The organism is Cloacibacterium sp. (genome assembly GCF_047601505.1).
Lineage (GTDB): Bacteria > Bacteroidota > Bacteroidia > Flavobacteriales > Weeksellaceae > Cloacibacterium.
In genome coordinates, this window is the sequence record NZ_JASGJD010000001.1 from 1,905,209 (window position 1) to 1,928,574 (window position 23,366).

The following is a 23,366-nucleotide window of genomic DNA, read 5'->3' on the forward strand; positions in this document are numbered from 1 at the left end:
AAAATGGAAAGAAAAGAATACACCATCACTTTATATACAGAAAATTCAATTGGTTTAATTGGAAGAATTTCAGGTATTTTTTCAAGAAGAAAAATCAATATTGAAAGTCTTAACACATCGCCTTCAGAAGCAGAAGGAATTCATCGTTTTACAATTGTGATTACAGAAACAGAAGATGTTTTAAGTAAATTGTGCAGACAATTAGAAAAACAAGTAGATGTTTTGAAAGCTTATTTTAATACAGACGACGAAATTGTTTGGCAAGAACAAGCACTTTACAAAGTTCCTACAAGCGTAGTAGCAGAAAAGGTTTATGTAGAGAGATTGCTGCGTCAGTACGGTGCTTCTACTGTGGTGATTAGAGAAGATTATATCGTTTTTGAAACCGCTGGTCATCGCGAAGAAATAGACAGACTTACAGATGAACTCAATAAATATGGTTTGATAGAATTTGTGCGAGGAGCAAGAATTGCCATCATCAAAAAAAGCGAAGGTTTCCACAAAAAATTATTAGAATTCGATAATAGAGAACCTTCTAGAGCTATTGTAGAAAACGAATATCTAGACCAAAGAGACGACGTTTTTACAATGTAAATTAAAAGTACAAATTACAAAGTACAAAGTACAAACTATAAATTATAAGTAACTAAAATTTAATCAATTCATAAACGAAGTCAATAGTCCTTTTAAATTTTGACTTCTAACTTTTAACTTAAAAAAAATGGGAAATTATTTCAATACACTTTCACTTCGTGAACAATTATTACAATTAGGGCAGGCAGAATTTTTAGACGGAACTGAATTTTCTGATGGTGTAGAAGCGCTAAAAGGTAAAAAAATCGTAATTGTAGGTTGCGGAGCGCAAGGTCTTAATCAAGGTCTTAATCTTAGAGACAGCGGTTTAGATGTGTCTTATGCTTTGCGTAAAGAAGCGATTGAAGAAAAAAGAAGCTCTTGGAAAAACGCTACAGATAATAATTTCAACGTAGGAACTTATGAAGAACTCATTCCAACGGCCGATTTGGTTATTAATTTAACACCAGACAAACAACATACTTCTGTAGTTAATGCAGTGCAACCTTTGATGAAACAAGGTGCTACGTTATCTTATTCTCACGGTTTCAATATTGTAGAAGAAGGAATGCAGATTCGTAAAGATTTAACCGTAATTATGGTAGCGCCTAAATCTCCAGGTTCTGAGGTTAGAGCAGAATATGTAAGAGGTTTTGGTGTGCCAACTCTTATCGCTGTTCACCCAGAAAATGACCCTCAAGGAAAAGGTTGGGCTGAAGCAAAAGCATATTGCGCAGGAACTGGCGGCCACAAAGCAGGAGTTCTTAAATCTTCTTTCGTTGCAGAAGTAAAATCAGATTTAATGGGAGAACAAACCATTCTTTGCGGACTTCTTCAAACTGGTTCTATTCTTTCTTTCGATAAAATGGTAGAAAAAGGAATTGATGCTGGTTATGCTTCAAAATTGGTTCAGTATGGTGTTGAGGTAATTACAGAAGCCTTAAAACACGGTGGTGTAAGCGGAATGTTCGATAGATTGAGCAATCCTGCAAAACTAAAAGCTTTTGAAATTTCAGAAGAATTAAAAGATATTATGCGTCCGCTTTTCCAAAAACACCAAGACGATATTATGTCTGGCGAATTTTCTAAAACAATGATGGAAGATTGGGCTAATGGTGATGCAAACCTTCTAAAATGGAGAGCAGAAACTGGAGAAACAGCTTTCGAAAAAACTCCTGCAGGAGACTTTAAAATTGCAGAACAAGAATATTTTGATAATTATACATTAATGGTTGCGTTTGTAAGAGCAGGTGTAGAATTGGCTTTCGAAACAATGGTAGATGCAGGTATTAAACCAGAATCTGCTTACTACGAATCTCTTCACGAAACTCCACTTATTGCTAACACCATTGCTCGTAAAAAATTATTCGAAATGAACAGAGTAATTTCTGATACAGCAGAATACGGTTGTTATTTGTTCGACCAAGCTTGTAAACCATTGTTAGGAGATTTTATGAAAACTGTGGAAACAGATTTAGTGGGTAAAAACTTCAACGAAGGAAAAGACGGTTCTGTAGATAATGTTACTTTGGTTGAGGTAAACGAAGTGCTAAGAAATCATCCTGTAGAAGTAGTAGGTAAAAAATTGCGTAAAGCAATGACAGCTATGAAATCTATTAAAACGGTTTAAAACTATCAATTGGAACTGGCTTTAACTCGTTTCAAAAATAAAAATATTGTCACTCTGAGCGATGTCGAAGAGGAGTCAAAACTTAAAATTGAATGTTAACCACAATTTTAGAAATCCAAAACTTAAGTTTTCAATACGGTAGCAATATCGTATTGAAAAATTTAAATTGGAAAATAAATAAAGGCGAAAATTGGCAAATTGGAGGTACAAGCGGAACAGGAAAAACCACTTTAGCCAAAATAATATCCGGAGAAATTAAAAATTTTGAAGGAAATATTGAGTTTAATTTTGATGAAAATTCGGAACTCCCAAAGAAAGTTTTGTATGTTTCTAATTGGTATCAATTCACGAATTTGGAAGGCGATAAAAATTTTTATTATCAACAACGTTATAACAAATTTGCAAAAAACGAAACACTTACTGTTTTTGCAGAACTGAAACATTTCGCCAAAAAAGAACATCTCAATTTTCAAAATGTTGAAAAATATCTTCAGATTTTTGGTTTCGAAAATTTTAAAGAACAACAGTTAATAGAACTTTCGAGTGGCGAACATAAAAAACTTCAGTTGGTAAAAGCGCTTTGGCTGAAACCTCAGATTTTGATTATAGACCAGCCTTATACAGGTTTGGATGTGAAATCCAGAGCTAATTTGAATGCCATTTTTGAAGATTTAACCCAAGATGGAATGTCGCTTTTAATTATCAATAATGATGATGATGTACCGAATTGTATCACTCATTTTGCGGAAATTAAAAATGGCGAATTAAAAGAAGTTTCTCATTATTCTGAAATGAGTAAAGGCGAAGAAAGAATTCCAAAAGAGTTGCCTTATTTTCTTCAAAAATCACCAAAAACTGCTTCAAAAGTAATGGTGAAAATGGAGAATGTAAATGTTTCTTATGGTGATAAGCAAGTTCTAAAAAATATCAATTGGCAACTTAATGAAGGAGAAAAATGGTTGTTGCAAGGTCCAAATGGTTCGGGGAAATCTACTTTACTCAGTTTGTTAAACGGAGATCATCCTCAAGCTTATGCTAACGAAATTCATCTTTTTGGTAAGAAAAGAGGTTCTGGCGAAAGCATTTGGGATATTAAAGAAAAAATAGGAATTATTTCTCCAGAATTACATTGGTATTACGATTTGAACGCTAATGTAGGACAAACCATTGCTTCAGGTTTTTTTGATTCGATGAGTTTGTATAAAAAGTTGAGTTTTGACCAACAACAAAAATTAGAACAAATTCTTCATTTTTTTGATTTAAAAGAAGATAAAAATAAAAAAATGAACACGCTTTCTCTTGGTAAACAAAGATTGGCGCTGTTGGCAAGAACAATTGTCAAAAACCCAGAATTATTGGTTCTGGATGAACCTTGTCAGGGTTTAGATGTTCAGCAGACGAAATATTTCAATAGAGTAGTAGATGATTTATGCAAACGCGGACAAACCTTAATTTATGTTGGGCATTTCGAAAGTCAGCTCCCGAAATGTATTTCGCATAAATTGATTTTAGAAAACGGAGAAATTAAAACGATGGAAGTTGCGATGGCGCAATAAAACTAATAAAAATAATTTTGAATTTTATTTAGAATTCAACAAAGAAATGAGAAGATTATGATGAAAGAACAAACATCTTATTTAACCATAGATTCTATAAACACAGCACGAGAAAAAATTTCTACAGCAGCTAAAGTTACTCCTCTTCAGGAGAATTTTCGCCTTGCTAAGATTTTTGATGCAAAAGTTTTTTTGAAAAGAGAAGATTTGCAACCCGTTCGTTCGTACAAATTAAGAGGAGCTTATCATAAGATTAAAAGTCTTTTCGAAGAAGGGAAAACAAATGGAGGAGTAGTTTGTGCAAGTGCAGGAAATCACGCTCAAGGTGTAGCTTTTGCATGCAACGAACTGAAAATAAATGGAGTAATTTTTATGCCAATTACTACGCCAAAACAAAAATTAGAACAAGTAGAAATGTTTGGTGGCGATTTTGTGAAAGTAAAGTTGGTAGGAGATACTTTCGATGCTTCAAAATTGGCAGCAATAGATTATAGCGAAGCCAAAGGAGCGGCTTTTATTCATCCTTTTGATGACCTTCAGATTATAGAAGGGCAAGCAACTCTTGCCATGGAAATTCTAGAACAAACCAACGAAAAAATAGACTATGTTTTTGTTCCGATTGGTGGAGGTGGTTTAATTTCGGGTATTGTTACTGTTTTTTCTATTCTTTCTCCTAATACTAAAATTATTGGTGTAGAACCCAAAGGTGCAGCTTCTATGAAAGCTTCCATCACTGCTGGTCATAATGTGGAATTAACGCATATTGATAAATTTGTAGATGGTGCAGCGGTGCAAAAAGTAGGAGATTTAACCTTTGAAATTTGTAAAGATTATCTTAGCGATTGTATTACTGTTGACGAAGGAAAAATTTGTGTTACCATTTTAGAAATGTACAACAAAGATGCAATAGTGTTAGAACCTGCTGGCGCTTTGGCGATTTCGGCTTTGGAGCAATATCAAGATAAGATTAAAGGTAAAAATGTTGTTTGCATCGTTAGTGGAAGCAATAATGACATTACCAGAATGGAAGAAATTAAAGAAAGAGCTTTGCTTTATAAAGGTGTTAAACATTATTTCTTGGTTAAGTTTCCGCAAAGACCAGGTTCTCTAAAAGAATTTGTTTTGGATGTTTTGGGCGAGAATGATGACATTGCTTTCTTTGAATATACCAAAAAAAACTCCAGAGAAACGGCTCTAGCAACTGTGGGGATAGAACTGGCAGACGCTTCAGATTTTGAAGGACTCCAGCAGAGGATGAAAGAGCGAGGTTATTTTGAAGCTTACCTCAATGATAGTCCTAATATTTTGAATTTGTTAGTATAAAAATATCAACCTTTTAGAAATTTCTGAAAGGTTTTTTATTTGTAAGATTGAAGCTATTTAAAAATTTTTAATTTCAATTTGTCATTACAAAGAACTAATGTATTTCTTACCTTACATCAATGGTATTCATAGGGTTGTAGAATTATCTTTGCATCTGTAAATCAGAAGAATTGTAATTCTTTAAAATAGACAAAAAGATGAAAACAATATTACATACAGCAGACAGCAGAGGTTTCCAAAATCATGGTTGGTTAGTTGCTAATCATAGTTTTAGCTTTGCAAATTATTACAATCCAGAAAGAGTTCACTTTGGTGTTCTAAGAGTTCTAAATGATGATTTTGTAGTAGGAGGAATGGGCTTTGGTACGCATCCGCACTCTAATATGGAAATTGTTACCATTCCGCTAAGTGGAGAATTGCATCACCGAGATTCTATGGGGAATTTTGGTGCAATTAAAAAAGGAGAAATACAAGTGATGAGCGCCGGAACGGGCATTCAACACAGCGAATTTAATGGGAATAAAGACATTCCTGTTACGTTGTTGCAAATTTGGGTTATCCCAAGAGAAAATGATGTAGAACCAAGATACGACCAAATAAAAATCTCTGATAATGCGGTAGATAACGAATTTCAACAAATTGTATCGCCTAATCCAGATGATGCCGGAGTATGGATTCATCAGGATGCTTGGTTTCATTTGGGAAGTTTTTCTCAAAAAAGCAATAGAACATATCAATTGAAAAAAGAAGGAAACGGCGTTTATGTTTTCGTAATTTCGGGGTCTTTAAAAATTGGAGATACCGTTTTAAACCAAAGAGACGCTCTAGAAATTACAGAAACAGACCATTTTGATATGGAAATTGAAGAAAACTCAGAAGTTCTTTTAATAGAAGTTCCGATGAGTTTATCAAGAGTAAAATAATTAATTAAATAAAATATAATGAAAATAGTAGCATTTGCAGGAAGCAGTTCTAAGGAATCTATCAACAAAAAATTAGTAACTTATGTAGCAGAACAATTTCCGAACGTAGAAAAAGAAATTTTAGACCTTAATGATTATGAAATGCCAATTTTTAGCGTAGATAGAGAAAAACACGAAGGAATTCCTACACTTGCTCTAGAATTTGCAGAAAAAATAGATTCTGCAGATTTGTTATTAATTGCTTTGGCAGAACACAACAGTACATACACCGCAGCGTTCAAAAATATTTTTGATTGGATTTCTAGAATAAAAGACAGAAAACACTTTGGAGGTAAAAATGTATTTTTATTAGCAACAGCTCCTGGTCCTGCTGGTGGTAGACACGTAGTAGGTGCTTTTGAAGCCAGAGCTCCTTACAGTGGTGCAGAGATTATTCAAACTTTTGTATTGCCAAAATACAGCGAGAATTTTGATGAAAAACAAGGCATTACGAATGCAGAATTGAAAAAAGAATTTGAAGAAAAATTAGAAAAAATAAAAAAAGAATATTTTTCTTAAATTTTAACTTGCTTTTTATCATTAAAAAATATTAATTTTGCAAAAGTAAAAATAAGAAACTTGAACAAGAATTTGCAACTTTTTGGCTCACTAAATATCCAAATACTTGGTAAGCAAAAATGCGCAGCTAAATAATCAAAGCCGATAATCAGAAAGATTGTCGGCTTTTTTATTGAAGTTTTTTTCTGTGAAAGTTTGGAGTAAATCTATTAAAAGTGAATATCTTGCAGGTGTAAAAGCCTGCAAGGTTTCTTTAAAAAAAATGAAAACAATGAGCAATACTTACAAATCTGCTGGTGTAGATAAAGAAGAAGGTTACAAAACCGTTGACAAAATAAAAGCTGCTGTAGCAGAAACGCACAACAAAAATGTACTCAACGGAATTGGTAGCTTCGGAGCGTTTTACGAAATTGGAGGTTATAAAAATCCTGTTTTGGTAAGCGGAACAGACGGAGTAGGTACCAAACTGAAAATTGCTTTAGATACCAAAAAATACGATTCTATCGGTATAGATTGCTTTGCAATGTGTGCTAATGATATTCTTTGTCATGGTGCAAAACCTTTATTTTTCTTAGATTATTTGGCTTGTGGCAAATTAGATTCTGATGTTGCTGCAGAAATAGTTCTTGGGATGGTAAATGCTTGTAAAGACAACAACTGTGCTCTTATTGGTGGCGAAACCGCAGAAATGCCAGGAATGTACCAACCAGGAGATTACGATGTGGCAGGTTTTTGTGTAGGTATTGTAGAAAAAGACCAAATTATAGACGGTTCTAAAATAAAAAAAGGAAATAAAATTATTGCGCTTCCAAGTTCTGGTTTTCATAGCAATGGTTTCTCTTTGGTGAGAAAAATATTTCCAGATTTCCACGAAGAGTTCGAAGGAAAACCAATTTTCGAAACTTTATTAGTGCCTACTCGTTTGTATTATCAACCGATTCACAAATTAATGGAAGTGGTAGATATTCACGGTATTGCACATATCACAGGTGGTGGTTTGATAGAAAATGTACCGAGAATTATTCCTAACGGATTGTGTGCAAGTATAGATATTTCTAAAGTTCAAATTCCAAGCATTATGCTAGAAATTGAGAAAAGAGGAAATATCGCAAGAACAGAAATGTTCGGAACTTTCAACATGGGAGTTGGGATGGTAGTAGTAGTAGCCGAAGAAAATGTTCAAAAAGTTTTAGAAACGCTTCCAGATGCTTACGAAATAGGTGAGATTACCGAAAATTCTGAGAAAATAAATTTATTGTAAAATGTAAAAAGTATAATGTAAAGGTAAGTTAAGTTGCTTTTTACATTAAACATTGTACAAAAATGAAAAATATAGTCATTCTTGCATCAGGTTCTGGTAGTAATTTACAAAGAATTATCAATTGTATTGATAATGGAGAAATTTCTGGCGCAAAAGTAAGCTTGGTGGTTGCCGATAGAGATTGCTATGCTTTAGAAAGAGCCAAAAATCACAACATACCTTATCAACTCCTCAAAAGAGGAAAAGATTTCTCTGAAAATTTAGAAAAAATACTTCCCGAAAATACAGATTTAATAGTTTTGGCAGGTTTTCTTTCTATTTTGAAAAAAGAGTTTTGTGAAAAATTCAACGGGAAAATCATCAATATTCATCCTTCACTTTTGCCAAAATTTGGTGGAAAAGGAATGTGGGGACATCACGTTCACGAAGCAGTAATTGAGGCTAAAGAAAAAGAAAGTGGCGCAACTGTTCATTTTGTTACTTCAGGAATTGATGAAGGCGAAATTATTCTTCAAGGAAAATTCAATATTGATGAAAATGATACTCCTGAAATCTTAGCAGAAAAAGTTCACAAAATAGAGTATGATATTTTCCCCAAAGCGATAAATAAAGTTTTAAATTAAAAAAAAATAATTATGAAAAAGTTTTTTTTATTGTTTTTATTAGCAATTTTAAGTTGTAGTAGGGATGATATTCAATCTGAAAATATATCTATTATTGGTACTTGGAAGCTTATTAAAAGTGAGAAAAAGGTTTTATCCACAGGTGTGGTTCAAACGAATACGCCAATTGGATGTAGTTTACAAGATACACACGAATTTCAGGTAAATAAAGTAATATCAACACATTATCATCTTGTAAATAATAGTTGTGTTGGTAACGAGGTAGTTACAAGAAACTATACTTTGGATCTAAAAAATAGTAAATTCTGGTATGAAGGAGAAGAAAATTATCCTTATCTCATAAACAAGTTAACAGAGACTGAATTAGTTATTGATGATAAATATGGAGATAGCGATGATGATGGTGTAGCCGATTATTATATTACATTCTATTTTCAAAAATAATAAATATATGTAATTTAAATTTATTTAAGATAAATCTATAAAAAAGTAATAAATAAAATGAAAAAAAGAGCATTAATCAGCGTATCAGACAAAAACGGTCTTACTGAATTTGCACAATTTTTAGAACAAAACAACTACGAACTTATCTCTACTGGTGGTACTTTCAAGCATCTTAAAGAAGCTGGTCTTAATCCAATTCAGATTGACGAAGTTACCAATTTCCCAGAAATGTTAGACGGAAGAGTTAAGACACTTCACCCAAAAGTTCACGGCGGACTTCTTGCGGTTCGTGATAACGAAGAACACATGAAAACCGTTGCAGAACACGAAATAGGACTGATTGATATGGTGATTGTGAATCTTTACCCATTCTTCGAAAACGTAAATAAAAATATTTCTTTAGACGAAAAAGTAGAATTTATCGATATTGGTGGACCTTCAATGCTTCGTTCTGCTGCTAAAAATTTCAAATCTGTTGCAGTAATTACAGATGTTGAAGATTATGCTTTGGTTCAACAAGAAATCTCAGAGAACGGAGATTCAACCATAGAAACCCGCAAAAAATTGGCAGGAAAAGTGTTCAATCTTACTTCGGCTTACGATGCGGCAATTTCCAAAATGTTGCTAGACGAAGAATATCCAACTTACCTTTCTGCTTCTTACAAAAAAGTTTCAGATTTGCGTTACGGCGAAAATCCTCACCAATCTGCAGCTTATTACGTTTCAACTTTTGAAAACGGAGCCATGAAAGATTTTGAAATTCTGGGAGGCAAAGAATTGTCTTTCAATAATTTAAGAGATATGGATTTGTGTTGGAAAGTTGTTAATGAATTTAAAGACGAAATGGCTTGTTGTGCTGTGAAACACTCTACACCTTGTGGCGTTGCCATAGGAACTACAGCTCTTGAAACATATGCCAAAACTTTCGAATGCGACCCAGTTTCTATTTTTGGAGGAATTATAGGGATGAATTATAAAGTAGATGCTGCAACTGCCGAAGAATTGAATAAAACTTTCCTCGAAATTGTAATGGCAATAGATTTTGATGAAGAGGCGCTAGAAATTCTAAGAAAGAAAAAGAATTTAAGAATTATAAAAATTAAAAATCCAGTTTCTGACAAACAAACTTGGGTGAAAATAGATGGCGGAATTTTAATTCAAGATGTGGATAATCAATTTTCAGACGATTTTAAAATAGTTACCGAAACTCAACCTACAGAAGAGCAGAAAAAAGCATTATTATTCTCTCAAAGAGTAGTAAAATATGTAAAATCTAATGCAATTGTGGTTTCAAACGGAGTTCAGGCTTTCGGAATTGGTGGCGGACAAGTCAACAGAATTTGGGCTACAGAACAAGCTATTTCTAGAGCTAAAGAAAAATTTAGCGGAGATTTAGTTCTCGCTTCAGATGCTTTTTTCCCTTTCAGAGATGTGGTAGATTTTTGTGCTAAAGAAGGCATTACGGCAATTGTACAACCTGGTGGTTCTGTAAAAGATGCAGATTCTATTGCTGCAGCTAACGAACACGGCATCCCAATGATGTTTACAGGAATGAGACATTTCTTGCACTAAAAATTATAGAAATTATGTAACAAATCGTTCATACAATTTCTTAAATTTGTAATATATCAAAATAAACATCAAAATGAAAGTATTAATTATAGGTAATGGCGGTAGAGAGTCTGCTGTTGCCAAAAAACTAGCCGAAGATAAAAGAATATCTAAATTATATTTCGCAAAAGGAAATGCGACCACCGAACTTTTAGGTGAAAATCTACCTTTCGATAGCGTTTCAGAATTAAGAGATTTTGCGATTAAAGAACAGATAGATTTCACTTTTGTAGGTCCAGAATTACCTTTGGTAAAAGGAATTGTAGATGAATTCCAAAAACACGACCTTAAAATTTTTGGCCCTACCAAAAGAGCTGCCGATTTAGAAGGAAGCAAAGCTTTTTCTAAAAAATTTATGGTAGAAAATGGAGTGAGAACTGCCAAAGCAGAAATTTTTGATTCTTATGTTTTGGCTAAAGAATATGTTCAAACTCAAAAATATCCACTTGTAGTTAAAGCAAGCGGTTTGGCTGCTGGTAAAGGAGTGGTAATTTGCGAAGATGTAGAACAGGCCGAAGCTACTTTGCGCCAATTTATGATTGATAAAATCTTTGGCGATGCGGGTATAAAAGTAGTAATAGAACAGTTTTTGAAAGGTTTTGAAGCTTCTGTAATAGCTTTTTGGAATGGTAAACAAGCATTTTCTTGTGTTTCTGCGAAAGATTATAAGAAAATTGGAAATGGCGATACTGGTCTTAACACTGGCGGAATGGGAACTGTAGCTCCAAGCCCGGAGTTTACAGCAGAGCATTTTGCAGATTTCGAAAAAAATATCTTAGAACCTACCGTTAAAGGTATTAAAGAAAGCAATCTTAATTTTGTAGGATTTATTTTCTTTGGAGTTTTGGTAGAAAACAACGAATGTTATCTTTTAGAATACAACATGAGACTAGGAGATCCTGAAACACAGGTTATTATGGCGCTTCTAGAGTCTAATCTTTTAGATGTTCTTACAGATTGTTTAGAAGGTAAAGAAATAAATTTAAGTTTTGCCGATAAAAAAGCAGTTTGTTTGGTAATGACTTCTGGTGGCTATCCAGGGAATTACGAAACTGGTTACGAAATTACAGGTATAGACAAGGTAAAAGACAGCGAAGTACTTTTTGCAGGTGCAGAAATAGAACATGGCAAAATTGTTACCACAGGAGGTAGAGTTCTTAACATTGTAGCAACAGGAGATACTTATCAGGAAGCTAGGAAAAAAGTCTATCAGGACGCACTTTCTGTAAGATTCGATTATGCTTATTATAGAGAAGATATCGGTAATTTCTAAAATTTTTAGAAGCTATTCCCGCTTTCCGCTCATACTCCTCGCTCCAACACATTTGCCAAAGCTTGCTGCGGGGTAACCGCTGCAATCGGGGCTGGTTACGTTTAGAAATAAAAATAAAATTTGTAAAAAATTGAGTTTAATTCTCAATTTTCAACTTTCAATTAAATAAATATGAACAACGGTATCATTATTTTAGACTTCGGTTCTCAGTACAACCAGCTCATCGCAAGAAGAGTTCGTGAATTGGGAGTTTATTCTGAAGTTTTACCATTTAATACACCATTAGCAGAAATTTTAGATAAAAAACCAGTGGGGATTATCCTTTCTGGAGGTCCAAGTTCTGTAAATGCAGAAGATGCTCATTTGGTAGAAAAATCTCTTTTCGAAGCGAAGATTCCAGTTCTTGGAATTTGCTACGGAATGCAATTAACCACTCACGTTTTGGGTGGAAAAGTTAAAAAAGGAGTAAAAGGAGAGTACGGAAAAGCCAATCTTCATATTGATAAAACTTCTAAACTTTTTGAAGGCGTTTCTACAGATTCTATCGTTTGGATGAGCCATTTTGACGAAGTAGAAGTAGTGCCAGAAGGTTTTGAAATTAATGCTAAAACAGATGTAATTTCTGCAATTTCTAATGAATCTCAGAATATCTATTGTGTTCAGTTTCATCCAGAAGTTTCTCATTCTGAAGAAGGTGCTAAAATGTTAGAAAATTTCGTTTTCGGGATTTGTAAAGCAGAAAAAAACTGGAAACTAACCAATTATATCGAAAAAACAGTTGCCGAAATTCGCGAAAAAGTAGGAAAAGATAAAGTAATTCTTGGTCTTTCTGGCGGTGTAGATTCTTCTGTTGCAGCGGTTTTAATTCACAAAGCAATTGGAGACCAACTCACTTGTATTTTTGTAGATACCGGACTTCTAAGAAAAGACGAAGGCAAAAAAGTAATGGAAAATTACGGAGAGCATTTTAACATGAATATTAAAATGGTAGATGCATCCGAAAGATTTTTGTCAAAATTAGAAGGAGTTTCAGCCCCAGAACAAAAAAGAAAAACCATCGGTAATGAGTTTGTTTATGTTTTTGATGAAGAATCTCATCAAATTGAAGGTGCAAAATTCTTAGCTCAAGGTACTATTTATCCGGATGTTATTGAGTCTCAATCGGTAAAAGGACCTTCTGCAGTAATAAAATCTCATCACAATGTTGGAGGTTTACCAGAAGAAATGAAAATGGAATTGCTAGAACCTCTTAGAGAATTATTTAAAGATGAAGTAAGAAAAGTAGGCGAAGAATTGGGCATTCCGCATCATTTGGTGTACAGACATCCTTTCCCTGGTCCTGGTCTTGGAATTAGAATTTTGGGTGAAGTAGATGCCGAAAAAGTAAAAATTCTACAAGAAGCAGACGATATTTTTATTGAAGAATTGTATAAAAATGATTTGTACGAAAAAGTTTCTCAGGCTTTTGTAGTACTACTTCCGGTGAAATCTGTTGGTGTAATGGGAGACGAAAGAACTTATGAATACACTGCGGTTGTGCGTTCTGCCAATACTATTGATTTTATGACGGCAACTTGGAGCAAACTTCCTTATGAATTTTTAGAATTGGTTTCTAACAGAATCATCAACGAAGTGAGAGGTATCAATCGTGTAACTTACGATATCTCTAGTAAACCACCTGCAACGATAGAGTGGGAATAAAAAAATAAAAGCTGTTTCAATTCTCTGAAACAGCTTTATTTTTATAGATTATTTGCTTCCGCCACTATCTTTTTCTACGTTCGTTTTAGAATTTTCTTTTACTTTTTGGTTTCCAAAACGCTTCACTATACTTAGCGTAATTCCTCTGTTATCCCAAGTACTAGAGTTTCTGAATTTTCCAATTTCAGAGAACGTTGTGTTGTCATAATTAGGATTCATAAAAATGTTATTAAGCCTTACAGAAGCTTCAAGTTGTAATTTTGAGAAAATCTTGGTAGCAGAAATACTGTGATATACCATTGCTTTATTGGCATAACTATTTCCATTATTCTGATTGTAAATTCCAACCCATGCATTCACATTTATATTTTTGTTGAATAAATTGGTGTAAGAAAAATTGGTAGAACCTCCAATGTTGCTAAAGTAATTCTTAGCATTTGTAATTTTATTTTTTGTATTAAAATCACTATTGTCAGTATAACTATACATCAAGCTAAAATTAACGTTCATTTTATTTTTGAAAAACGTTTGATTGGTATTGAAATTGATGTTATATTTCTTTACGCTACCGTTAAAATTGGTTGGTATGCTTACCGTTTTACCATCAATTTCATAAAAAGAATCCCAATAATCTTGATTGGAAAACCAATAAGAAGTAGAAATAAAATATTTTTTGTAAAAACCAAATTTTAAACCAAGTCTATTGCTAGGATTGGGTTGTAAATCCATATTTCCTTGGCTGTAAGTTTTGTCTGTATTTGGCATTAAAAAAGGATTAAATTCCGCGTAATAAGGCCTCCAAATGTTTCGATTGTAAAAAGTACTCAAATTAAAATTTTCGGTGAAAGAATATTTTAATAAAACATCTGGCAACCAAGTTCCATAAGAATTGTTTTTTTCAATATTTCCAACGTCTTGTTTTACTTTAAAGTCGATGTATTCGTATCTTAAACCTATTCTTGTTTCTAGTTTTTTGAAAAAAGTTTTGCTTACATTAACATAAGCCGAATTTAAATTTTCGATGTATTGAAAGCGGTTACTTTTATTGTTATCTCTTTTCCAAGAATTATTTTCTAGATTAAAATATTCGCTCGGAATGATATTGTTTTTAAAATCTATTTTACCTCCAAATTCCAGATTAATTCCAGATTTTTCGAATGGTTGCGTATAATCTGCTTTTAGATAATATTCTCTGTTTTGGTTTTCTCCTGAAATTTTTGTTCCCGAAATTGTAGGTTCTATAATTTCATTATCATTATTAACTCCGTAATAATTGATGCCCATATTTACATCAAGTATTTTATTTTTTACTTTATCATAATATTTGTAAAACAAATTACTCCCAATATTTTTATTATTTCCGTTGCTATATTGGTTTTGAGTGTACGAATTATTGAAAACATTATCAAGGTAATTCTCGCCATTTGCAACAGAATTGCTATTATAATTGTATTGATAATATTCGAAAATAAGTCCCAAATTATTTTTGCTGTCTAATTCTAATTCAGAAGTGGAAGAGATAGATGGTGATGAGTTTTGGCTATAGTCTTCGGTTTTTATATCCGTTAAAGATTTAGTAGAATAGATGAAGTTTTCTTTATTCCTTTTATTGAGAAAGGTAGAATTGTTGTAACCTCCAGAGAAAGTTTGAGTGAAGTTTTTTTTGTGATAATTGAGATTAAAATTAGAATATTGTGAGTTTTTTCTGCTTTGAGAATTACTTACCGATAAACTTCCTTTTACACCCTCGTTTTCTAGTTTTTTCAGTACAATATTAATTACAGAGCCGGCACTTTCGTATCTTGCTGAAGGATTGGTAATTACTTCAATTTTTAATAAATTATCAGCAGGAATTGTTTTTAGATATTCTTTTAATTCTTTTCCTGTGAAAACAGATTTTCTGTCGTTAATATAAACGGTTACGTTTTCGCCTTCTGCTTTTAGAGTATCATTACTGTCAATGCTTATTAGAGGTGTCATGCCAAGGATTTCCCAAGTAGTGTTTCCTGCAAGTATAGAGCTGTTAGAAACATTAAAAACGGTACGGTCAACTTTGGTTTCCACCGTTGGTTTCTTGCCAACTAGAACAACTTCATTAATGTTTTTTTGTTGGGTGCTGTCTTTTTTCGTTTGTGCATAAGAGATAAAGGAACATAACATTCCAATAGAGATAATTGTTTTTCTCATTATAAATTTGGTTTCTGATTTACTTAGTTTAGTAGTCAAAAATAAAGGTTTGTAACAAGAAGGTTTGTAATTATAGTGTATTTTAATCTTTTTTAACTTAAATGTAAAAATTAGGGTGTTTTTTTTAACAGCTTTTAAGAGATGGTATTGCTATTTTCAATATTTTTGAAAGAATTAAATCACACAATTATGAAAAAAATATTAATAACCAGTTTCCTGTTGGTTTCGATGTTTTCTTTTGCTCAAAATGAATCTTCTAAAGGAGTTTTAGGAGATTACAATGGAGACGGTAAAAAAGAATATGCTTATTCTAAAGTTTCAGATTGCTCCGAAGATTGTTCTGGTAAATGCGAAACAACAGTTTATTTTAGTGATAAAAAACTGAAACCTTTTACAATTAAAAATTCTAAAAACGGAGATTTATACAATCTGAAAGATTTAAACAATGACGGCAAAGACGAAATTGGGTTTTATCCTAATTGGTGTACAAGTTGTTGGCAATCTTTTTATGTTTTTACATTAAGAAAAGATGGTTTTAAATACTTGGTAAAACCAATTCTTACACATTGCATTCAATGGAATGATGATAAGAAACTGCCGATAGAAAAAGTGAAGAATAAAAAAGGTTTCGTGAAAATTACAAGCAGCATAACCGAAAAAGAAGAAATAAAAACCGTTTCTAAAATTGTGAAAATAAAATAAGGCTGCCCTACTTTTAAGACAGCCTTATTTTGATTGATATAAATAAATGGATTCTAATTTTTTATAAATTTCTTAGAAATATTTTCTTTATTGTTTTTAATTTGTAGAAAATATACTCCTTTTGGAAGTTTTTCTACAGATATTTTTTGAGATGATTTTGTTATTTTTCCTGTTAGTAATATTTTCCCGTTAGAATCGAAGATACTGTATTCGCTGTCTAAATCCGAAATAGTTTTATCTAGATCTACTGTAATTGTATTTTTTGCAGGGATAGGATAAATACTAAGTTTTTTAGCGGTATTGTTTTCAGTAGTACTTAAAAAAGAGTCGGCTATTTTATAAGCAACGCTAGGATTAAAATTCCAATTAGATGTATTGTAAATATTTGCTAAATCGGTTGTTTTGTCTCCCGTTAACACAACAGAAGATTTTAAAACGCCATTTCCGCCAACTTGTCCCCATAGAAAAGAATTGCCGGGGGCAGATAAAGCAGAAGGTTGTACACATGCTGTTGGATCATATTGACAATTTGTTAATAATGTAGTCCAAGTACTATTTAATCTAATTGCAGAAATTAAAGTAGGACTTGCTAATGTACCTTGATAGGCTATTATAGATTCTCCAGCTGTAGTTATATTTACATAATAACTTGAAGAATTATAAGTGGCAGTAGTTCCTATTATAGTACCTTTATTTACAGAAGGAGTTGATTTTACATTCATGTGTATTATTGTGCCATAAGGAAGAGCTGTGTTAGCCGTCCATGTTACCACCCCATCTGATACAGCACCAGTACTAGCACCACAAGGATTGGCAGATTGAAAAGCAGGGCTATCTGAGCGCCAACCAAAATCTGTAAAAGAAATTTGTGTTCCGCTACTAATGTTTTTTAATAATACAAATGAAACATTGTCGTCATTACTCGCTGAGTTTAATGAGTTGTCGGTTGCATTAACCATTACAAATGCTATGTCTCCGGCTGTTAATGTAGTTTGAGCGTTAAACGTGTTGAAAGCCAGAGTACATAATGCAAAAAAAGATAATTTTTTAATCATAGTTATAGTATTTAAATTAGTTTTTATTAATAAATAAATTTTTATTAAAAATAATTAAAATTTTATAGGTTTTATTAATTAGTATGTTAAATTATTAATAAGTTACATTAGGTGAAATTTTTAATTTGAGATAATAATTTCAGAAATCGTACTTTTGCAAGATGGAAAAACCAACCTTTATAGATTTTGATTTACCAAAACAACTCAATTCAGCTTTAGAAAAACTAGGAATTTCTGAGCCAACGCCTATTCAGCTTAAATCTTTTTCGCCAATTATGTCTGGAAAAGATGTTATGGGAATTGCACAAACTGGTACCGGAAAAACATTAGCCTATCTTTTGCCTGTTCTTAAAACTTGGAAATTCAATAAAAACGGAAGCCCAACTGTTTTAGTTTTAGTGCCAACTCGTGAATTGGTAGTACAAGTTGCAGAAGTGTTAGAAAAATTAACAGAAGAAACCTCTGCTAGAGTTCTGGGAGTTTATGGTGGTGTAAACATCAATACTCAAAAACTTTTGGTATATGAAGGTGTAGATATTTTGGTGGGAACTCCGGGTAGAGTGATGGATCTAATGAAAGATGCCGTTTTGAATCTTAAAGATTTGAAAAAACTAATCATTGATGAATTTGATGAGATGCTTTCTCTTGGTTTTAGAAGACAATTGGAAGATATTTTTACCATGATGAGCGAGCGCAGACAAAATATACTTTTCTCTGCAACCATGACGGATGAAGTAGATGCGATGTTGGAAGAATATTTTAAAAATCCGCAAGAAATTTCTTTGGCAAGAAGCGGAACTCCATTAGAAAAAATTGCGCAATCTGCCATTCCGGTAAAGAATTTTAATACCAAGTTGAATTTGCTAGTTCATCTTTTAAAAACAGATTCAGAGTATGAAAAAATTCTGATTTTTGCCAATAATAAAAAACACGCCGATTTAATTTTTAATAAGATAGAAGAAGAATTCGCCGGAGAATTTGGTGTAATTCACTCTAATAAATCTCAAAATTTCAGATTAAGAACCATGAAATCTTTCTCTGATAATGAATTGAGAGGAATTATTACTACCGATGTAATGGCGAGAGGTTTGGATATTCCAGATGTGTCTCACGTATTTAATTTTGAAATTCCTGAAGTTCAAGAACAATACATTCACAGAATAGGGAGAACGGGTAGAGCAGATAAAGAAGGTATTGCAATTTCTTTTTACACGCCAAAAGAAGAAGAACGTTTCATTGCTTTAGAAATGTTTATGAACAAAGAAGTGAATAGAATAGAGTTCCCTTCTGAAGTAAAAGAATCTGATGTGAAAATTGCTGCCGAAAAAGAAGTGGTAAAGATGAAAAACCCTGTTCAATACAAAAAAATTGAAGCTGGTTCTGCTTTTCACGAGAAAAAAGATAAAAATAAAAAGATAAATCTTGGTGGCCCAAGCAAACGTAAACCACCAAAAACCAAACCTGCAAATAGAGCGCAAGCCAAAGCAAAATCTATTGCCAAAAGAAAGAAAAAATAACAAATATTCAAAAGCTATTTCAAAATGTATTGAAATAGCTTTTTTGTATGAGAATCTATTCTTTATTTCAATTGAAAATTAGAGTAAAAATCCCGAAAAATCTATAAATTTGCTTGGGTTTTCATAGAATTACTTTTTGAGAATCCAATATTTTCTTACTTACTTTTACCTAATAATAAAAAAATGAATGATTTTATTGCAGCGAGAGGACAGATGGCGCTTTCATTGGGTTTTCATATTATTTTCTCTTGCGTAGGAATGGTGATGCCTTTTTTAATGGCTTTTTCACATTACAAATACCTTACCACCAAAGACGAAATTTATAAAGGTCTTACCAAAGCTTGGAGCAAAGGTGTAGCCATTTTGTTTGCAACAGGTGCTGTTTCTGGTACCATGTTGTCTTTTGAATTGGGATTATTGTTCCCAAAATTTATGAAACATGCAGGTCCTATTTTTGGGATGCCATTTTCTTTAGAAGGTACCGCTTTTTTTATAGAAGCTATTGCATTGGGTTTCTTTTTGTATGGTTGGGACAAATTCAATAAATGGTTTCATTGGTTTTGTGGTTTTTTAGTTGGGATTAGTGGTTTAGCTTCCGGGATTTTGGTGGTAGCAGCTAATGCTTGGATGAACAGCCCTTCTGGTTTTGATTACGAAAACGGAAGATACCTCAATATAGACCCGATAAAAGCAATGTTTAACGAAGCTTGGTTTTCTCAATCTTTGCACATGTCTGTTGCTGCATTTTGCGCTACTGGATTTGCTGTTGCAGGTTTACACGCTTATTTTTTATTGAAAGGTAAAAATAGAGAATTTCACAATAAAGCATTTAGAATTTCAGTAATTTTTGGAATTTTCGGAGCCGTTTTAGCGCCTCTTTCTGGTGATATAGCCGCAAAATCTGTTGCGAAAAGACAACCGATAAAATTGGCAGCTATGGAAGCTCATTTCGAAACCGAAAAAGGTGCATCATTTTTAATTGGAGGAATTCCTGATGAGAAAGAAGAAGTAGTAAAATATGGAGTTAAAATTCCTAAATTATTGAGCTTTTTGGTTGATGGTAATCCAAATTCTGAAGTAAAAGGTTTGAAAGATTTTCCTAAAGAACATTGGCCACCAATTGCTGTTACTCACTTTGCTTTCCAAATTATGATTTTCTTTGGAAGTGTAATGATGGTGATTTCTTTGTTGTATCTTTTTGCTTTATTTTTCAAGAAAAAATGGTTAGATAAACATTGGCTTTTAAAATTATTTATTATTTCTACACCTTTTGGATATATTGCTTTGGAAGCAGGCTGGACGGTGACAGAAGTAGGAAGACAACCGTGGATTATCTACGGAATTATGAAAACGGCGGAAGCAGTAACTCCAATGCCAGGAATTCAATATTCTTTTTATTTGTTTACGCTTATTTTTATCTCTTTGTCGCTTATTATTGTTTTCTTGTTGAGAAGACAAATAAAAATGGTGCCTTATCAATACGATTATACCGACCCTCTGTTTCAATCTAAAAAATAATTAAGATGTTGTACGTAGTAATAGCTTTTCTTTTTCTATCAGTAGTTTTATATGTTTTGTTGGGTGGAGCAGATTTTGGAGCAGGTATTGTAGAACTTTTTACAGGAAAAAAAGCAAGAAACCGAACTCAAAATTTAATGTACGAATCTATTGCGCCGGTTTGGGAAGCCAATCACATGTGGTTAATTATAGCGATAGTTGTGATATTTGTAGGATTTCCAGATATTTATGTTATTCTTACAGTGTATCTTCATATTCCTTTGGTTTTAATGCTTATTGGGATTATTGCCAGAGGTACCGCTTTTACTTTTAGAAATTACGACGCCATAGAAGACGGTTGGCAAAATGTTTACCGAGAAATTTTTTATTATTCTAGTTTAGTTACTCCATTTTTTATAGGATGTATCGCTGCGGCTACTATTTCTGGAAGTATTAATCCTGATGCTAAAGATTTTTTGTCTTTGTATGTTTTCAGTTGGTTTAATCCTTTTGGAATTGCAGTAGGAATTTTTACGATTGTTATTTGTGGTTATCTGGCTTCTATTTATTCTTTAAGAGAAGTAGATTCTAAAAAAGATTTGAAACAAATGCTAAAGAAAACCAGAGATATGATGTTGGCGGTTTTTGTTGCTGGAGGTTTGGTTTTTTTAGTGGCTTATTTTTCTGGGATTCCTTTGTTAGAATGGGTTTTTACCGGATGGATAGGGATTACATCTGTAGTTTTGGCAACAGCTTCTTTAGGTATTTTATTATGGTGTATTAACAATAATTTTTTGTTGCCGGTAAGAACTTTAGGTGCTTTCCAGATCATTATGATAATGGCGGCAGCAACTTACAGACACATTCCAAATATTATAGTTTTAGGAAACGGAAAAACCATTTCTTTAATAGAAAACGCAGCACCAGAAAGCACTTTGACTATTTTAGGATGGGCTTTGCTTATTGGTTGTATATTTATTTTACCGTTTTTGTTTTATCTGATGTTTTCTTTTACTAAAGCAAAAAAAAGTTAATAAAGAGTTAAAAATTACATATAAAGGCCAACGCTACAAAAATTTTTGTAGCGTTGGCTTTATTAATTAGCATTTATATTATTAGCTTTTAAAATTTCGAAAAACTTATCTTCTTTGCCTTGTTTTTTGAGTTCGGCATAATTGAGTTTAATGATGTGTTCAGCATCTGATCTGTATGGTGAGTTTGCTTTAATGTAAAGATTAAAAGCTTTGCATACATAGTCTAAACTTTTTTCATATTCTTTTAAATATTGATAATAAATTTGTCCGATGCCATAATAAGTTTCAGGGTTATTTTCATCTAATTTTCTTAGCAGTTCGAAAGTATCAATTGCTTTTTGGTATTCTTTTTTGTAAGAATAAGCTATAGCTAAATTTTGAATTGGAAAAGCATGGTTGGGGTCTAAAGAAATAGATTTTTTGTATGCTTCAATAGCTTCGTCGTATTTTCCTAATTGTCTGTAGCAAAAGCCTAAATTGTCCCAAGCGAAAGGAAAGTTTTCGTCTTCTTTTACAGATAATAAATAGTATTTTAAAGCTTTTTCGTAATTTTTGTTATTAGATTCGTTAACCCCTTTGGTATAATATTCTCTAGCTTTTTTGTTTTGAGAAAAAGAGTTTTCATTTTCTTTATCATTGCTAGCTAAAACAAATTTAATAGAAGGGCAATTGTTCATTAGATAATCTTCTAAATTTCTTTTTGCTTGTACATATTCGGCAGAATTTTCGTCTAAATTAACATTTATATCACTGCTTTTTGTGGGGTCTATTGCTAATAATTTTTTGCCAAGTATAAATGCGCCAACATATTCTTTGGTGCAATTATTAATTCCATCAATATTTTCTTTTCTTTTTCTATTGATGATTTCATCTTTTACAGAATCAATACATTTACAGGCATTATCTGCAAGTTCTTTTTTCAGGTTGTCAATCTTTTTAGTTGCATCTTCTTGTGAAAAAGAAAAAGATGAAACAAAAGCGAAAATAATAATGATAATTTTTTTCATGGCTACAGATTTAGTTTTTTGTATCTAGGCAAATTTAACTAAAAAAGAGATTAAAAACACTTTTAATCTCTTTTTTAGTTACTTGTTTTATCTATTTAAGATAAGGGTACATTATTTTTGACCAAATTTTATAACCTTCTGGTTTCATGTGGAGCATGTCTTCTAGGTAAAGGTCTGTTCTTACTTTGCCATTTTCGTCGTTCATGGCTTTGGTAATGTCTATGTAATTGGTGTTTTTTTGTTTTTTAAGATATTTCTCAATTTTAAGGTTTAGTTTTTTCATTTCTCCCCAAAATTGTTCTCTGCTTGGCGAAAATTTCACAGAAATGTATGCAATATTAGCTTTAGGATAATGAGCTCTTACGGTGCTATAGAACTTTTTGAATCTCTCGAAAACTACTTCAGCAGAAGGCTTGTCTTGGTTTGAGATATCGTTGTCGCCACAATAGATAACTACTTGTTTTGGTTGGTAAGGATTTAATAAATCTTCGGCGTAGTAATTTAAATTTACAAATCTGGAACCACCAAATCCTCTGTTGATGATGGTTTTATCTGGGAAATAATCTGCAACATCTGTCCATTTGGTAAAGGTAGAGCTTCCAATGAAAAGGATGGCATCTTTAGGAGGAGCAGTTTCGGAGTCTAATTTTTTGAAATGCTGAATGTCATCATAATAATCCGGCTTTTGCTGAGCAGAAAGCACTGTAAACGAAAACGCTAGGAAAAGCGAAAAAATTTTGAAAATGTTTTTCATTATAAAAAGGTTTTAAGGGAGACTTATGGTATTTTGGTCTCCATAATTTCTTCAAATTTAAAGAAAAAAGAGTAGTATTGAAAGGCTTCTAAGGAAATATGTGTGGTGACGTTTATCATTTTATAGTAGGGAAAGCG

The 23,366-nt window shown here is 32.5% G+C and carries 20 protein-coding genes; 16 read left to right on the forward strand and 4 right to left on the reverse strand.

The window, feature by feature from the left end; translation table 11 throughout:
* Nucleotides 1-3 precede the first annotated feature (3 nt).
* From ilvN to guaA, 12 genes are all read left to right on the forward strand, one after another.
* Nucleotides 4-594 (forward strand): acetolactate synthase small subunit, encoded by a 591-nt coding sequence (gene ilvN / locus QM746_RS08785; RefSeq protein WP_374363752.1) that lies wholly within the window; start codon nucleotides 4-6, stop codon nucleotides 592-594.
* Nucleotides 595-721: 127 nt separating this feature from the next.
* A complete protein-coding gene (ilvC, locus tag QM746_RS08790) occupies nucleotides 722-2,203 on the forward strand; it encodes a ketol-acid reductoisomerase (RefSeq protein WP_414983875.1) in 1,482 nt (493 codons plus the stop codon).
* A 92-nt stretch (nucleotides 2,204-2,295) separates the two neighbouring features.
* Entirely contained in the window at nucleotides 2,296-3,759 is a 1,464-nt protein-coding gene (locus QM746_RS08795; protein WP_414983876.1) for an ATP-binding cassette domain-containing protein, read from the forward strand.
* 57 nt (nucleotides 3,760-3,816) lie between these two features.
* Entirely contained in the window at nucleotides 3,817-5,082 is a 1,266-nt protein-coding gene (ilvA, locus tag QM746_RS08800; protein WP_414983877.1) for a threonine ammonia-lyase IlvA, read from the forward strand.
* A gap of 197 nt (nucleotides 5,083-5,279) precedes the next feature.
* Entirely contained in the window at nucleotides 5,280-6,005 is a 726-nt protein-coding gene (locus QM746_RS08805; protein ID WP_414983878.1) for a pirin family protein, read from the forward strand.
* Between the two features lie 18 nt (nucleotides 6,006-6,023).
* On the forward strand, nucleotides 6,024-6,563 hold the full coding sequence (locus QM746_RS08810; protein ID WP_414983879.1) for an NADPH-dependent FMN reductase: 540 nt from the start codon (nucleotides 6,024-6,026) through the stop codon (nucleotides 6,561-6,563).
* A gap of 271 nt (nucleotides 6,564-6,834) precedes the next feature.
* Entirely contained in the window at nucleotides 6,835-7,824 is a 990-nt protein-coding gene (gene purM / locus QM746_RS08815; RefSeq protein WP_414985139.1) for a phosphoribosylformylglycinamidine cyclo-ligase, read from the forward strand.
* 62 nt (nucleotides 7,825-7,886) lie between these two features.
* Nucleotides 7,887-8,447, forward strand: coding sequence for a phosphoribosylglycinamide formyltransferase (gene purN / locus QM746_RS08820; protein ID WP_414983880.1), 561 nt, complete (start codon nucleotides 7,887-7,889; stop codon nucleotides 8,445-8,447).
* A 12-nt stretch (nucleotides 8,448-8,459) separates the two neighbouring features.
* Nucleotides 8,460-8,891: a lipocalin family protein gene (locus QM746_RS08825; protein WP_414983881.1), complete on the forward strand. Its 432-nt coding sequence runs from the start codon at nucleotides 8,460-8,462 to the stop codon at nucleotides 8,889-8,891.
* Between the two features lie 57 nt (nucleotides 8,892-8,948).
* The gene (gene purH / locus QM746_RS08830; protein ID WP_414983882.1) at nucleotides 8,949-10,463 is read left to right on the forward strand and encodes a bifunctional phosphoribosylaminoimidazolecarboxamide formyltransferase/IMP cyclohydrolase; all 1,515 of its coding nucleotides are present in this window, start codon (nucleotides 8,949-8,951) and stop codon (nucleotides 10,461-10,463) included.
* 73 nt (nucleotides 10,464-10,536) lie between these two features.
* The gene (gene purD / locus QM746_RS08835; protein WP_414983883.1) at nucleotides 10,537-11,775 is read left to right on the forward strand and encodes a phosphoribosylamine--glycine ligase; all 1,239 of its coding nucleotides are present in this window, start codon (nucleotides 10,537-10,539) and stop codon (nucleotides 11,773-11,775) included.
* Nucleotides 11,776-11,946: 171 nt separating this feature from the next.
* Entirely contained in the window at nucleotides 11,947-13,476 is a 1,530-nt protein-coding gene (guaA, locus tag QM746_RS08840) for a glutamine-hydrolyzing GMP synthase (RefSeq protein WP_414983884.1), read from the forward strand.
* 48 nt (nucleotides 13,477-13,524) lie between these two features.
* Here the strand turns inward: guaA and QM746_RS08845 are convergent, their stop codons facing one another.
* A complete protein-coding gene (locus tag QM746_RS08845; RefSeq protein ID WP_414983885.1) occupies nucleotides 13,525-15,663 on the reverse strand; it encodes an outer membrane beta-barrel family protein in 2,139 nt (712 codons plus the stop codon).
* 189 nt (nucleotides 15,664-15,852) lie between these two features.
* Between QM746_RS08845 and QM746_RS08850 the strand changes: the two genes are divergently transcribed.
* Nucleotides 15,853-16,365 carry a hypothetical protein gene (locus tag QM746_RS08850; RefSeq protein WP_414983886.1) on the forward strand — a complete coding sequence of 171 codons (513 nt, stop codon included), beginning with the start codon at nucleotides 15,853-15,855 and terminating at the stop codon, nucleotides 16,363-16,365.
* A gap of 53 nt (nucleotides 16,366-16,418) precedes the next feature.
* On the opposite strand, the gene QM746_RS08855 is transcribed toward QM746_RS08850, so the two are convergent.
* The gene (locus QM746_RS08855) at nucleotides 16,419-17,420 is read right to left on the reverse strand and encodes a T9SS type A sorting domain-containing protein (protein WP_414983887.1); all 1,002 of its coding nucleotides are present in this window, start codon (nucleotides 17,418-17,420) and stop codon (nucleotides 16,419-16,421) included.
* 161 nt (nucleotides 17,421-17,581) lie between these two features.
* Here QM746_RS08855 and QM746_RS08860 point away from each other — a divergent pair, with 161 nt between their 5' ends.
* The 3 genes from QM746_RS08860 (at nucleotide 17,582) to QM746_RS08870 (ending at nucleotide 21,468) form a co-directional block, all read left to right on the forward strand.
* Nucleotides 17,582-18,937, forward strand: coding sequence for a DEAD/DEAH box helicase (locus QM746_RS08860; RefSeq protein ID WP_414983888.1), 1,356 nt, complete (start codon nucleotides 17,582-17,584; stop codon nucleotides 18,935-18,937).
* A 183-nt stretch (nucleotides 18,938-19,120) separates the two neighbouring features.
* Nucleotides 19,121-20,455: a cytochrome ubiquinol oxidase subunit I gene (locus tag QM746_RS08865; RefSeq protein WP_414983889.1), complete on the forward strand. Its 1,335-nt coding sequence runs from the start codon at nucleotides 19,121-19,123 to the stop codon at nucleotides 20,453-20,455.
* Nucleotides 20,456-20,460: 5 nt separating this feature from the next.
* Nucleotides 20,461-21,468, forward strand: coding sequence for a cytochrome d ubiquinol oxidase subunit II (locus QM746_RS08870; RefSeq protein ID WP_414983890.1), 1,008 nt, complete (start codon nucleotides 20,461-20,463; stop codon nucleotides 21,466-21,468).
* Nucleotides 21,469-21,530: 62 nt separating this feature from the next.
* Here the strand turns inward: QM746_RS08870 and QM746_RS08875 are convergent, their stop codons facing one another.
* Both QM746_RS08875 and QM746_RS08880 read right to left on the reverse strand, forming a co-directional pair.
* Nucleotides 21,531-22,475 carry a tetratricopeptide repeat protein gene (locus QM746_RS08875; RefSeq protein ID WP_414983891.1) on the reverse strand — a complete coding sequence of 315 codons (945 nt, stop codon included), beginning with the start codon at nucleotides 22,473-22,475 and terminating at the stop codon, nucleotides 21,531-21,533.
* Nucleotides 22,476-22,566: 91 nt separating this feature from the next.
* Nucleotides 22,567-23,229: a GDSL-type esterase/lipase family protein gene (locus QM746_RS08880; RefSeq protein ID WP_414983892.1), complete on the reverse strand. Its 663-nt coding sequence runs from the start codon at nucleotides 23,227-23,229 to the stop codon at nucleotides 22,567-22,569.
* Between the last annotated feature and the right edge of the window lie 137 nt (nucleotides 23,230-23,366).

What these genes read in the sequence shown, in the direction of transcription:
- ilvN (WP_374363752.1), top strand. Translation starts at nt 4, where the DNA reads ATGGAAAGAAAAGAATACACCATCACTTTATATACAGAAAATTCAATT.
- ilvC (WP_414983875.1), top strand. Translation starts at nt 722, where the DNA reads ATGGGAAATTATTTCAATACACTTTCACTTCGTGAACAATTATTACAA.
- QM746_RS08795 (WP_414983876.1), top strand. Translation starts at nt 2,296, where the DNA reads ATGTTAACCACAATTTTAGAAATCCAAAACTTAAGTTTTCAATACGGT.
- ilvA (WP_414983877.1), top strand. Translation starts at nt 3,817, where the DNA reads ATGATGAAAGAACAAACATCTTATTTAACCATAGATTCTATAAACACA.
- QM746_RS08805 (WP_414983878.1), top strand. Translation starts at nt 5,280, where the DNA reads ATGAAAACAATATTACATACAGCAGACAGCAGAGGTTTCCAAAATCAT.
- QM746_RS08810 (WP_414983879.1), top strand. Translation starts at nt 6,024, where the DNA reads ATGAAAATAGTAGCATTTGCAGGAAGCAGTTCTAAGGAATCTATCAAC.
- purM (WP_414985139.1), top strand. Translation starts at nt 6,835, where the DNA reads ATGAGCAATACTTACAAATCTGCTGGTGTAGATAAAGAAGAAGGTTAC.
- purN (WP_414983880.1), top strand. Translation starts at nt 7,887, where the DNA reads ATGAAAAATATAGTCATTCTTGCATCAGGTTCTGGTAGTAATTTACAA.
- QM746_RS08825 (WP_414983881.1), top strand. Translation starts at nt 8,460, where the DNA reads ATGAAAAAGTTTTTTTTATTGTTTTTATTAGCAATTTTAAGTTGTAGT.
- purH (WP_414983882.1), top strand. Translation starts at nt 8,949, where the DNA reads ATGAAAAAAAGAGCATTAATCAGCGTATCAGACAAAAACGGTCTTACT.
- purD (WP_414983883.1), top strand. Translation starts at nt 10,537, where the DNA reads ATGAAAGTATTAATTATAGGTAATGGCGGTAGAGAGTCTGCTGTTGCC.
- guaA (WP_414983884.1), top strand. Translation starts at nt 11,947, where the DNA reads ATGAACAACGGTATCATTATTTTAGACTTCGGTTCTCAGTACAACCAG.
- QM746_RS08845 (WP_414983885.1), bottom strand. Translation starts at nt 15,663, where the DNA reads ATGAGAAAAACAATTATCTCTATTGGAATGTTATGTTCCTTTATCTCT.
- QM746_RS08850 (WP_414983886.1), top strand. Translation starts at nt 15,853, where the DNA reads ATGAAAAAAATATTAATAACCAGTTTCCTGTTGGTTTCGATGTTTTCT.
- QM746_RS08855 (WP_414983887.1), bottom strand. Translation starts at nt 17,420, where the DNA reads ATGATTAAAAAATTATCTTTTTTTGCATTATGTACTCTGGCTTTCAAC.
- QM746_RS08860 (WP_414983888.1), top strand. Translation starts at nt 17,582, where the DNA reads ATGGAAAAACCAACCTTTATAGATTTTGATTTACCAAAACAACTCAAT.
- QM746_RS08865 (WP_414983889.1), top strand. Translation starts at nt 19,121, where the DNA reads ATGAATGATTTTATTGCAGCGAGAGGACAGATGGCGCTTTCATTGGGT.
- QM746_RS08870 (WP_414983890.1), top strand. Translation starts at nt 20,461, where the DNA reads ATGTTGTACGTAGTAATAGCTTTTCTTTTTCTATCAGTAGTTTTATAT.
- QM746_RS08875 (WP_414983891.1), bottom strand. Translation starts at nt 22,475, where the DNA reads ATGAAAAAAATTATCATTATTATTTTCGCTTTTGTTTCATCTTTTTCT.
- QM746_RS08880 (WP_414983892.1), bottom strand. Translation starts at nt 23,229, where the DNA reads ATGAAAAACATTTTCAAAATTTTTTCGCTTTTCCTAGCGTTTTCGTTT.